Here is an 11646-nt window from a genome sequence, read left to right as displayed (position 1 = left end):
ACCCCCACGGCGGCGCACGGCCGGACGTAGCGCCGCGCCTTAGGAGTGTGTTCACGTGATCAAACGTGCCCTCGGCCTGCTGGTCGCGCTCGCCGCTGTCGTCGCGGCGTTCGTCGTCCTCCCCGCCGCCACCGCACAGGCCGCCACCTGCGTCGCCGCCTGGAACTCCTCCGCCGTCTACACGGGCGGCCAGACCGCCTCGCTCAACGGCCGCAACTACACCGCCAAGTGGTGGACCCAGAACGAGCGGCCCGGCTCCTCCGACGTCTGGGCCGACAACGGCGCCTGCGGGACCGGCGGCGGTGACGGCCCGGGCCAGAGCAACGGGTTCGTCGTCAGCGAGGCGCAGTTCAACCAGATGTTCCCGAACCGGAACTCCTTCTACACCTACCAGGGCCTCACCGACGCCCTGAGCGCGTACCCCGCCTTCGCCAACAGCGGCAGCGACGAGATCAAGAAGCGCGAGGCGGCGGCCTTCCTCGCCAACGTCAGCCACGAGACCGGCGGGCTGGTGTACATCAAGGAAGTCAACGAGGCCAACTACCCCCACTACTGCGACGCCGGCCAGCCCTACGGCTGCCCGGCCGGCCAGTCCGCGTACTACGGCAAGGGCCCCATCCAGCTCAGCTGGAACTTCAACTACAAGGCCGCCGGTGACGCGCTCGGCATCGACCTGCTGAACAACCCCTACCTGGTCGAGCAGAACGCCTCCATCGCCTGGAAGACCGGCCTCTGGTACTGGAACACCCAGACCGGCCCGGGCACCATCACGGGGCACAACGCCATCGTCAACGGCCCCGGCTTCGGTGAGACGATCCGCTCCATCAACGGCGCCATCGAGTGCAACGGCGGCAACCCGGCGCAGGTCCAGAGCCGGATCGACAAGTTCACGCAGTTCACCCAGATCCTCGGCACCACCACCGGCTCGAACCTGAGCTGCTGATCCCCACCGCTTGATGCCCATCGTCTGATCCCCACCCGTACGGGGGGTGCGTCCGGCCACCGCCGGGCGGACCCCCCGTTTCGGCGTCCCGGGGCCGGACTCCGTACGGGGAAGTCCGGCCCGCCCCGGCCTACACCAGCGGCGGCCGCACCGACATCAGCAGGTGCCGGTGGGCCTGCGACCCCTCCCCACCCGTGATCATCGCCCGCTGCCCTGCCCCCATCATCAGCAGCCGCAGCGTCGGCTCCTCGAAGGAGGCCAGGGCGTCCGCGAGATACCCCGGGTTGAACGCCACGGTCATCTCCGGGGCGCCGTCCAGCGTCGCGGGCAGCCGCTGGGACGCCACGTCGTCCTCGTAACCGGCTTGCAGATGTACGGAGTTGTCGGCGGCCGAGAACGTCATCTGCACCGGGCCGTCCCCGTCGGCGACCACCGAGACCCGCTTGACGGCCTCCACCAGCCGCGGCCGGTCCACCACCGCCACGGCCGGGCTCTCCAAGGCGAACAGCTTGTCGTGGCGCGGGAGCCGCCCGTCCAGCAGCCGCACGGTGGTCCGCATCCCCGCGTGCTCGAACCCCGCCGAACCGGCGTCCAGCGCGACGCTCACCAGCCCGGACCGCCCCAGCGAGCGGGCGATCTCGGTCAACCGGCGGGCGGAGACGACGACATCGGCGCTCTCGTCATCCGCCGCCGCCTGCCACGGGAGGGTCCGCACGGCGAAGCGGTAACGGTCGGTCGCCGCGAGCGTCATCGTCCCGCTCTCCCCGTCGAGGCCCAGCCGGATTCCGGTGAGCGTGGGCAGGGTGTCGTCCCGCCCCGCCGCCACCGCCACATCGGCGACCGCCGCCGCGAACCGGTCCGCCTCCACCGCACCCCGCACCTGCGGCAGCGCCGGCAGCGCGGGGTAGTCGTCCAGCGGCAGCACGGAGAGCCCGAAGCGGGCGCCGTCCCCCGAGACGGTGAACCGGGACCCCTCCACAGCGCACTCCACCGGGCCCTCGGGCAGCACCTTGCAGATGTCCAGCAGCCGCCGCCCCATCACGAGCACCTTCCCCGGGCGCACCACCTCGGCGGCCGCCACGTCGATGCGCGCGGACGCCTCGTAGTCGAGACCGCTCACGCGCAGCCGCCCGCCCTCGGTGTCCAGCAGCAGCCCGCTCAGTACGGGAACGGGGGAGCGGACCGGCAGGACGCGGGCGGCCCACGCCACGGCTTCGGTCAGGGCACTGCACTCGATGCGGAACTCCACGCTGGGGCCTCTTCTCACAGGTCGTCCGGACCCGGACGACGTTAGAGGCCACCACTGACAACGCTCCCGTGGCGGGATGCCCCGGCCTCGGTGGCAGCGACCACCCCCGTGAGCCGCTGCGACCGGTACCGGAACACCACGTTCGGACCATAGATCGGCGGGTAGGGGCACGGGGAGGTTCAAGGCGCCCAGTGGGGCGCGGGTGGGGGTAACACTCCGCACAGTGATGCACAGTGATGATCGGGGGATCATGTGCGAACACCTCAACGGGCTGATGACCTGCTGCGGATGCAGCGGCTGGCGAGGAACGGCGGGTCGGCGGAGCTGCTGCGCTGGCTGGCGGGCCGCGCCGACGGCTGGGCCGGAATAGCCTCCTCCGACGGTACGTCGCTGAGCGCGTCGGGAACGGTGTCCGGCGGTGGGCCGGGAACGGTGTCCGGGGGAACGGGGTCGGCGACCGGTGGCGCGGGCGGGGCCGACGGGTTCGGCATCCCCGACGTGACCGCTCTCGTCGCCGAAGGCGTACAGGCGCTGACCGAGCGCGGGGCCCTGGCGTTCTCCCGCGACACGGGGGCGCACACCCTCCTTCTCTTCCCGCTGCCCGGGTACGACCCGCACGGCGAGGACCGCGCCGCCGCCCCTGTACTCGCCGTCGTCACGCCCCGCCCGGTGGCGGCCGGGCTCGCCACGCTGCTGGCCGATGCGCTGATGCCGCTCTCCCTGTGCTGGGAGGCCGAGGCGGTGGAGCGCAAGCGGCGCCGGGTGGACCTGGCGGAGTCGCGCGGCCGGGAGGCGGTGCTGCACCTGCTGATGACGGGCCAGCTCCCCATCGCCCAGCAGATGGCCGGAGCGCTCCGGCCCCGGCTCCCCGACCCCGTACGGGTGGGTGTCGTGGAGTGCCCCGGGGACCGGCGCGACGAGGTGGCCCGGGTCTGCGCCCGTGCGGACGGCGGGCGGTCCTGGATCGTGCGGTGCCCCGTCTACGCGCGCCACCTCATCCTCGTGATGCCGGCGGAGGACGGCCCGGACCAGGGGGCCGCCACCGACGAGGCCGTTGCCGCCCTGGTGGAGGGCTGTGTGGTGGGCGTCAGCGAACGCGTGCCGCTCGCCGACACAGCCACCGGCTACCGCCAGGCGTTCCACGCGCTGGCGGTAGCCCGTGAACTCCCCACCCGGCACGCCCGGTTCGACCTCGCCCCGGAGCCCGCCCTCGTCGTCGGGCACGTCGGGCGGCAGTGGGCCGAGGGCCTGCTGACCCCGCTCCTGACGCATGTCCCGCGCCGGGCGCAGGACCCGGGAAGCCAGGAGCTGGCGGCAACGGCGGCGTCCTGGCTGGCGTTCTCGTCGCACGCGACCGACCACCTCAAGGTCCACCGCAACACCCTGGCCGCCCGCCTCAGGCTCATCGGCGAACTGCTCGGCCTGGACCTCCGCCGGCTGGCCGACCAGTCGGCCCTCGACCTGGCCCTCCGGATCCGGTCCACCCCCGCCCCGGTCTGCACGACGGCCCCCGGAGAGACGGAACGTACAGCGTCCTCCGGACAGCGCGACGGCGGGGCGGCACGGGCCCTCGATCTCGATGAGGTCCTGCGCCGCCCCGCCGTCCAGGGGTGGGCCGCCCGCCAACTGGCCCCGCTGGCCGCCCCGGTCGGCGGACCGGCCGAGGAGACCCTGCGGGCCTGGCTGCGCTGCGAGGGCCGCCTCGGCCCGACAGCGGCCGAGCTGGGGATCTCCGTCCCCGGCGCCCGCAAGCGCCTCACCCGGCTGGAGACCGTGCTGCGGCGCTCGCTCCTCCGCCCCCGAGCGCCCGCTACGACCTGTGGCTGGCGTTGCGGGCGCGGGAGCTGGCGGCTGCTCCGTGAAGATGACGTCGCGGCCGCCGTCGTGCTCGTAGGCTGCCGGAGTGCCGAATCCACGACGGATGAGCCGCCGCGCATGGGTCCTCACATGGGCGGTGCTCTGCGTGGCCGGCCTGACCGCGACCGTCTGGCTTCGGGCCGCACCCGAGGTGCGGCCCGAGAGACACATCAAGGCCGAGTGCCGCGCGTACATCGCGGAGATCGAGGGCCGGATCCGCGCGGCCAGGAGCGGCAGCAAGGGGGAGGGCGGCATCGTGGCGTTCTCCCGCGACCGCACGGACTGCGCCGACGAACTGGACGACCTCCTCAGAGACGGTGGGTGACCGGCCCGGGCCTGGTGATCCGGGGACTTCGGCCCGTCCGAGTTGCCGGGCGGCCTGCCCTGCGACGGATCCGGTGCCGGCTTGCCGTGCGTGCCCATGACGGCCTCCGAGTCGGACGCGTACGTGGACGTCTCATCGTCCCGCTGAGCTCGCGTCCTCCGGGCCTGATCAGCGCAATCGACCCCATGGCCGTTTCGGTGGCTTGTCCGCTCACAGAGTGGTGATCCGGGCGATCGCCTCGACCGTCAGCGCGCGGTCGTGCGGCTCGGTCTCCAGGGCCCGGTGGATGGAGAGCCCCTCGATGAGCGCGTCCAGCTGGCGGGCGGTGGCGGGGTCGAAGTGCCACTCCAGGGCGCGCCGGCTGCGGCTCATCCAGGTGCGGGTCAGTTCGCGGTAGGCGGGCTTGCGGGCGGCGAGGGTGTACAGCTCGTGAGTGAGGATCAGCTCGCGCTGGTTGCCGCCGGAGAGGTGGTGGACCAGGTCGGCGACGGCCTCGCGGGCCTCGTCGGGGGTGGTGGCGGCACCGAGGCGGTCCTCGAAGACGGCGACGATCGTGCCGGAGAACCGGGTGAACGCCTCGTGGAGCAGCTCGTCCATGCTGGTGAAGTGGTACGTCATCGACCCGAGCGGAACCCCGGCACGGGCGGCCACCTTCCGGTGCGACATGCCCGCCACACCCTCGTCGGCGATGAGGTCGAGTGCCGCGTCGATGATGCGGTCCCGCCGGTCGGGATCGGTGCGCCCTGTCGCCACCCGGCGCCTCCTCGTTCGGCCTGGTCTCGCGTCGTATCTCGCAGCATAGAGCGCGGGGTGCGGGCGCGTGGTCGGTGGACGAGTTCGCTGAGTTCCACGTTGAGCTGCACTTTTCCGTCGGTCTCGGTCACGCCGACGCGGCTGGGGAATCCGCAACCGGAGCCCTCGTACCGCTGGTCCGGTACACCTGGGGCCCGGCCCTTCGGCCCCCCGGCCCCGGCCTCGCGTCGGGGTCAGGCGAACGTGCGGCGGTACGCGCGCGGGCTGACGCCGGTCGTTCGGCGGAAGCGGTCGCGGAAGGCGGTGGGGGAGCCGAACCCGACCTGGGAGCCGATCCGTTCGACGGAGTGGTCCGTGGTCTCCAGCAGGTGCTGGGCCTGGCGGATGCGGGCGCGGTGCAGCCACTGGAGCGGGGTGGTGCCCGTCTGTTCGCGGAAGCGGCGCATCAGGGTCCGCGTGCTCATCCCGGCGCGGGCCGCGATGTCGGCGAGGGTCAGCTCGGTGGCCAGGTTCTCCTGGAGCCAGGCCAGGAGGGGTTCCAGGGCGTGGCCCTGCGGGGCGGGCGCGTAGTCGTGGACGATGAACTGCGCCTGGCCGCCCTCCCGTTCCAGCGGCATCACCGACAGCCGGGCCGCGTCGGCGGCGACGGCCGAGCCGTAGTCGCGCCGGATCATGTGCAGGCACAGGTCCAGCCCGGCGGCGGCCCCGGCGGAGGTGAGGAGCCTGCCGTTGTCGACGTACAGGACGTCCGGGTCCACCTCGATCTCCGGGTGGGCGGCGGCCAGCAGGTCGGCCGCCAGCCAGTGGGTGGTGGCGCGCAGCCCGTCCAGGAGGCCGGTGGCGGCCAGCGGGAAGGTGCCCGAGCAGATGGAGGCGATCCGCGTCCCGGCCCGGGCGGCGGCCAGCAGCGCGTCGCGGACGGCGGGGGAGAGCGGGGCCGTGGGGGTGGCGGTGCCCGGCACGATGATCGTGTCAGCGCCGGTGAGCCCGTCGAGTCCCCAGGGCGCCCGCAGGGTGAAGGCTCCCGCGTCGACCTCCGGCCGCTCGGCGCAGACACGGATCTGGTAGCCGGGCCGGCCGTCCGGGAGACGGGTGCGGGTGAAGACCTCGATCGGGGTGGACAGGTCGAACGGGATCACCTGGTCCAGCGCGAGGACGGCGACGGTGTGCATGGCGAGAAGATACCTCCCCGGCGAGCGGTTTCTGTAGGGGTGGAGGGTGCGGTCTGCCTGTGGGCAGGCCTCTGATCAGCGACGATGGGGCCGCTGTGAGCCCTGGCGATATTCCGTTGAAAGCTGGCACTCCTGCCGCTGGGAGGAGGCCCGGCAGCCGCATAGCGTCGGAGCCGTGCCCGGTTGCTGCGACCGGGACCACCGCCCTCGTAGGAGCCCCGCCATGCATGCCCAGATCGTCCTGTTCGACGGCTTCGACCCCCTCGACGTGGTCGCGCCCTTCGAAGTGCTGCACGCCGGGGGCACGGCCTCCGGTGGCGCGGTGACCGTGAAGCTGGTCTCCGCCGAGGGCGCCCGTGAGGTGGTCAGCGGCGCCGGCGGCCTGACCCTGCGCGCCACGGCGGCCCTCGACCCGGAGCGGGCGGATCTGGTGCTGGTGCCGGGCGCTTCGGGGCGGGTGGGTGAGCCGGAGGACGGGGAGGTGTCCGGTGAGGCGCCGACGTACGGCGGGGTGGCCGCCGCGGCACCCGGCGAGGTGATCGACCAGCCCGTCCCCGTCCTCCTCGGCCGCACCCTGGCCACCGACCTGCCCGCCCTCCTGCGTGCCGCCATGGACGACCCCTCCGTGACGGTCGCGACGGTGTGCGGCGGCTCGCTGGTCCTGGCCCTGGCCGGGCTGCTGGAGGGCCGCCACGCCACCACGCACCACCTGGGGATCGACCTCCTCGACGCCACCGGCGCCCACGCCGTCCGCGCCCGGGTCGTCGACGACGGCGACCTCGTCACCGGGGCTGGGGTCACCTCCGGACTCGACCTGGCCCTTCACCTCCTGGAGCGCGAGGCCGGTCCGCGGATCGCCCACGCCATCGAGGAGTTGTTCGCCCACGAGCGGCGCGGCACGGTCTGGCGCGCCCAGGGCCCGGTACCGGCCGCGCTCTGAACCCCGGGCCCCGGACCCCCTCCGGTTCGCGGGCCCGCCCCACCCACCCCCGTAACGAAGGAAGAAGCACCCGCATGACCACCACAGGACCCGTCACAGGGATCTGGGACCTCTCCATCTCCACCCCCATCGGCAGGATCGCGGCGGTCGTCGAACTCCACGACAACGAGGGCTCGTTGACCGGTTCGGCCCGGGGCGCGGGCGAGGAGGTCCCCCTCGACGGCCTCATCCTCACCGGCGACCGGCTCACCTGGAAGCAGGCGGTCACCCGGCCGATGCGCCTGAACCTCGCCTTCGACGTCACGGTCACCGGCGACACCCTCGCGGGCACCTCCCGGGCCGGGCGGCTCCCGGCCTCGCGGGTCAGCGGCGTACGGCGTACCGACCGGGCGGCGGAGACGGTTCCGGGGCCCCGCTCGTGACGAAGTTCTTCCTCTCCCTGCACGTCATCGCCGCCGTTCTGGCCATCGGCCCGGTGACCGTCGCCGCCAGCATGTTCCCCAAGGCCCTCCGCCGCGCCCATGCGGCGCCGGAGGACCGGGAGGCGTACGCGGCCCTGCGGCTGCTGCACCGGATCTGCCGGGTCTACGCGGTCGTCGGGACCGCCGTACCGGTCTTCGGGTTCGCCACGGCGAGCAGCCTCGGCGTGCTCGGCAGCGCCTGGCTGGTCGTCTCGATCGTCCTGACCGCCGCGGCCGCCGCCGTACTGGCCCTGCTGATCCTCCCGGCCCAGGACCGCGCGCTCACCGCGGCGAGCCCCCCGGAGGCGGACGTCTCCGTGCACCGGGTCGCCGGCCGACTGGCCATGCTCACCGGTGTGTTCAACCTGCTGTGGGCCACGGTCACGGTCCTGATGATCATCCGGCCCGGCTCCACGACGGGAGCGTGAGACGGGGTGTGTACGAACGTACGCTTTAGGCGTACGATCGTACGCTCCACGTCCCGTCCGCCCCCTCCCCGTCTGCCGAGGCACCCTGCTCATGAAGGCCACGCCGGTCATCGACGCCCGCACCCGCCGCTGGCGCGCCGCGCTCTTCCTCTTCATGCTCGCCACCGGGGTGAGCATGGCCTCCTGGGTGGCCAGGACCCCCGCCGTACGTGACGCGCTGGACGTGTCCACGGGGTCGATGGGCCTGGTGCTGTTCGGGCTCTCGATCGGTTCGATGGCGGGCGTGCTGGTCTCCGGCGGCCTCGTGCGCAAGCACGGCGGACGCGCGGTGATCACGCTCGGCGCGGCGCTGCTCGTCGCCGGGCTGCTGGTGGTCGCCGGGGGCGCGGCGCTGGAGGTCTCCGGCGGGGTCTTCGGCGGACTGGCCCTGTTCGGGGCCGGGATGGGGCTTGCGGAGGTGGCGTTCAACATCGAGGGCGCCGCCGTGGAGCGGACCGTGGGCCGCCCGGTCCTGCCGGTGCTGCACGGCTGCTTCAGCCTCGGGACGGTGGTGGGCGCGCTGCTCGGGATGGGGCTGACGGCGGTGGGTTTCCCGGTCGGCTGGCACCTCGCGGCGGTGGCCGCGGCGGTCACGGCGGCCGGGGTGTGGACCGTACGGGCGGTTCCGGCGGGCACAGGCCGCGAGGCGGCGGACACGGCGGTGGGCGAGCGGGCCGGGGGCGGTGGGTGGCGCGCGCAGGTGGAGGTCTGGCGGGACCGGCGGCTGGTGCTGATCGGGCTGATCGTGCTGGCCATGGCGTTCGCGGAGGGGTCGGCCAACGACTGGCTGCCGCTGCTGATGGTGGACGGCCACGGGACGAGCGCGACGGCCGGTTCGCTGACGTTCATGCTGTTCGCCGTCGCGATGACGACGGGCCGGTTCGCGGGCGGGCCACTGCTGGTGCGGTACGGGCCTGCGGCCGTGGTGCGGGCCAGCGCGCTCGTGGCGGCGGCGGGTGTGGCGCTGGTGGTGTTCTCCTCCAGCGCGCTGCTCGCCGGGGCGGCGGTCGTGCTGTGGGGGCTCGGCGCCTCGCTGGGCTTCCCGGTCACGGTCTCGGCGGCGGGCGAGGGGAAGGGGGAGCGGGAGGCTTCGGCCCGGGTCGCGGCGGTCTCGACGGCCGGGTACGCGGCGTTCCTGGTCGGCCCGCCCTCGCTGGGCTTCCTGGCCGACCGCGTGGGGCTGCGAGCGGCGATGATCGTGGTGCTGGTGCTGCTCGGGGGCGCGGCGCTGATCACGGGGGCGCTGCGGCGGCGGACGGCCTCACCGGTGGCCGAAGTGCCCGCGCCTCACTCCGACCTGGTGTAGATCAGGCTCTCGCCCGATCCGGTCGTCGACCGGCGCAGGGTGCCGTCCGGGAGGAGGGTCAGCCGGGTGGCCTTGCCGGGGGAGCAGGAGGCGGCCGGGCGGCCCGCGGAGACGGTGGAGGGGCCGATGAGGACGGGCCCGCCGTCGTCGGGGCGGGTGGCCAGGGGTGCGGTGAACTCGCAGTGGTACGTCGCGCCCAGGGCGAGGGGGCCTTCGGCGGTGAGGGAGAGGACCTGGTCGCCGACGTCGCCCTGGCGGATGGTCAGCTTCCGGCTGGACGCGCCCCGGTCGCCGGGGATGGAGGCGGTCCAGGTGCCGAGGTAGTCATCCGGTACGCCGCCCTCGTCGGTCCCCGCCGGGTCCCCCGAGGCGGAGGAGGACGGGCCGGGGGTGGGGGTGTCGCCGCCCTTGTTGTTCATGAACGCGTACACGGAACCGCCCGCGCCTATCGCCACGACGAGCGCGACGGCGACGAGCGCGATGGTCGCCCCGGCGGAACGGCGCGCGGGGGCGGGGGCCGGGGCCGGCGTGAAGTAGGCCGGTGGGAGGGGGGTGTTGTAGGTGGGGCCGGTGTGGGGGGCGTAGCCCTGGTGGTGAGCCCGGCTGTAGGAGGGGTGGGGGTGGTTCTGTTGCTGGGTCTGTTGGGTGTACGGGTGCGGGGGCTGTTGGGCGTACGGGGGTGGGGTCGGGGCCGGGCCCGGCGCGGGAGTCGCGGGGGCGGCCTGGGTGGGCAGGGCGTGGACGGGGGTGTCGGGGTGCTGGGGGTGGGCCGGGCGGGACGGGGTGGTCGGCCGCTGCGGGGTCTGTGGCTGTCCCTCCGGGGTCTCCGGGCCTTCCGGGTCCTCCGCGTCCAGCAACCCCACCGCGTGGCGCCCCAGTTGGGCGATGAGGGTGGCGGGGAGCCAGGGCTCGTCCGCCCGCGCCTCGCCCAGCCGGTCCAGGAGCTCGTCGGTGGAGGGCCGCGCGGCCGGGTCCTTCGCCAGGCAGTCCCGGACGACCCCGGCCAGCTCCGCCGGGACGTCGGTCAGGTCCGGGTCCTCCTGGGTGATCCGGAACATCAGGGCGTGCACCCCGCCGCTCTCGGCCGCGCCGAACGGGAGGCGGCCGGTCGCCGCGTACGCGAGCACGGAGCCCAGGCAGAACACATCGCACGCCGTCGTCACACGCTCGCCGCGCACCTGCTCCGGGGCCATGAACCCGGGCGAGCCGATCATCGCGCCCGTGCGGGTCAGGTCGCCGTCGGCCAGGGACTCCAGGGCGCGGGCGATGCCGAAGTCGATGACCCGGGGGCCGTCGATGGTGAGCAGGACGTTGGACGGCTTCAGGTCGCGGTGGATGAGCCCGGCGCGGTGGATGTGCTGGAGGGCGTGGGCGAGCCCGGAGCCGAGGAGCTGGACGGAACGTATCGGCAGGGGGCCGTACGCGCCCGAGTCGGCGAGGGGGGCGCCGGGGCGGCCGGAGACGATGCGGTGGAGGGAGGGGCCGGCGACGTAGCCGGTGGCGACCCAGGGGATCGGGGCCTCGGTGTCGGAGTCCAGGACCGGGGCGGTCCAGGCGCCGCCGACCTGGTGCGCGGCGCGGACCTCCTGGCGGAAGCGGGCGCGGAACTCGGGCTGCTCGGCGAGCTCGCGGCGGACGAGCTTGAGGGCGACGGTGCGGCCTCGGTCGGAGCGGGCGAGGAAGACCTGGCCCATGCCGCCTTCTCCCAGGCGGGCGCGGAGTCGGTACGCGCCTATGCGGTGCGGGTCGTCGGGCCCGAGCTTGTCCATGTGCGCTTCCTCCCCTGCGGCCCGCACGAGAATAGCCCCGCCGCCGCGCCTTTCCAGCCGGTCCGGCGTTCGAGGACGGAACCGTTGTGGTGGTGGGGGGCGCACTCTCCCCGCCTGGCTCCTGGGGGGCGCCGCTCATGCCCGCGCACCCGACCCGTGCTCGCCGCTTCCGCCCTCCGTCGCCGGGCGGCCTCGAGCGGGCGCCCAGCACCCCCACCGGCCGTGCGGCGACTTCGCGTGGGGCGGGTCTGTCCGGGACACCGCCTCGCGCCCCGCCCCCGGGGAGCACGAGCAGCGCGCTCTCCCCGGGCCGCGGCTCGGCCGGCGCGAGACCGGGCTGGATGCGCAGCCCGCCCAGGGGGGTGACCGCCTCCCGCTCCGGCCCCACGGTCCGCACGGTGCAG

At 74.3% G+C, this 11646-nt stretch carries 10 protein-coding genes and 1 pseudogene; 7 read left to right on the top strand and 4 right to left on the bottom strand.

Features of this window, described 5'->3' with window-relative positions; translation table 11 throughout:
* Positions 1-55 precede the first annotated feature (55 nt).
* On the top strand, positions 56-943 hold the full coding sequence (locus tag D6270_RS15515) for a glycoside hydrolase family 19 protein (RefSeq protein WP_109164876.1): 888 nt from the start codon (positions 56-58) through the stop codon (positions 941-943).
* A 130-nt stretch (positions 944-1073) separates the two neighbouring features.
* Here the strand turns inward: D6270_RS15515 and dnaN are convergent, their stop codons facing one another.
* Complete coding sequence (dnaN, locus tag D6270_RS15510; RefSeq protein ID WP_109164877.1) at positions 1074-2192, bottom strand: DNA polymerase III subunit beta; 1119 nt, start codon at positions 2190-2192, stop codon at positions 1074-1076.
* A 288-nt stretch (positions 2193-2480) separates the two neighbouring features.
* Here dnaN and D6270_RS15505 point away from each other — a divergent pair.
* Positions 2481-4054: pseudogene (locus tag D6270_RS15505) on the top strand (helix-turn-helix domain-containing protein).
* 59 nt (positions 4055-4113) lie between these two features.
* Complete coding sequence (locus D6270_RS15500) at positions 4114-4374, top strand: hypothetical protein (protein WP_158650524.1); 261 nt, start codon at positions 4114-4116, stop codon at positions 4372-4374.
* Between the two features lie 210 nt (positions 4375-4584).
* Here the strand turns inward: D6270_RS15500 and D6270_RS15495 are convergent, their stop codons facing one another.
* Complete coding sequence (locus D6270_RS15495) at positions 4585-5127, bottom strand: TetR/AcrR family transcriptional regulator (RefSeq protein WP_109164880.1); 543 nt, start codon at positions 5125-5127, stop codon at positions 4585-4587.
* Positions 5128-5360: 233 nt separating this feature from the next.
* Positions 5361-6299 carry a GlxA family transcriptional regulator gene (locus D6270_RS15490; RefSeq protein ID WP_109164881.1) on the bottom strand — a complete coding sequence of 313 codons (939 nt, stop codon included), beginning with the start codon at positions 6297-6299 and terminating at the stop codon, positions 5361-5363.
* Between the two features lie 223 nt (positions 6300-6522).
* On the opposite strand from D6270_RS15490, the gene D6270_RS15485 reads away from it, so the two are divergent.
* The 4 genes from D6270_RS15485 to D6270_RS15470 all read left to right on the top strand — a co-directional run bounded on the left by D6270_RS15485 (position 6523) and on the right by D6270_RS15470 (position 9473).
* Positions 6523-7239 (top strand): DJ-1/PfpI family protein, encoded by a 717-nt coding sequence (locus D6270_RS15485; RefSeq protein WP_109164882.1) that lies wholly within the window; start codon positions 6523-6525, stop codon positions 7237-7239.
* A gap of 74 nt (positions 7240-7313) precedes the next feature.
* Positions 7314-7661, top strand: a complete 348-nt coding sequence (locus D6270_RS15480) for a hypothetical protein (RefSeq protein WP_109164883.1) — start codon at positions 7314-7316, stop codon at positions 7659-7661.
* Positions 7658-8128, top strand: a complete 471-nt coding sequence (locus tag D6270_RS15475; protein WP_109164884.1) for a DUF2269 family protein — start codon at positions 7658-7660, stop codon at positions 8126-8128. Before D6270_RS15480 ends, D6270_RS15475 begins: the two co-directional genes overlap by 4 nt.
* Positions 8129-8219: 91 nt before the next feature.
* The gene (locus tag D6270_RS15470; RefSeq protein WP_109164885.1) at positions 8220-9473 is read left to right on the top strand and encodes an MFS transporter; all 1254 of its coding nucleotides are present in this window, start codon (positions 8220-8222) and stop codon (positions 9471-9473) included.
* On the opposite strand, the gene D6270_RS15465 is transcribed toward D6270_RS15470, so the two are convergent.
* Complete coding sequence (locus tag D6270_RS15465) at positions 9455-11242, bottom strand: serine/threonine-protein kinase (RefSeq protein ID WP_109164886.1); 1788 nt, start codon at positions 11240-11242, stop codon at positions 9455-9457. The two genes, D6270_RS15470 and D6270_RS15465, sit on opposite strands and share 19 nt — an antisense overlap.
* Positions 11243-11646 lie beyond the last annotated feature (404 nt).

The organism is Streptomyces griseus subsp. griseus (genome assembly GCF_003610995.1).
Classification (GTDB): Bacteria; Actinomycetota; Actinomycetes; order Streptomycetales; family Streptomycetaceae; genus Streptomyces.
The sequence above is the reverse complement of the archived record's forward strand: the minus strand, read 5'-3'. Positions and strand labels throughout refer to the sequence as shown.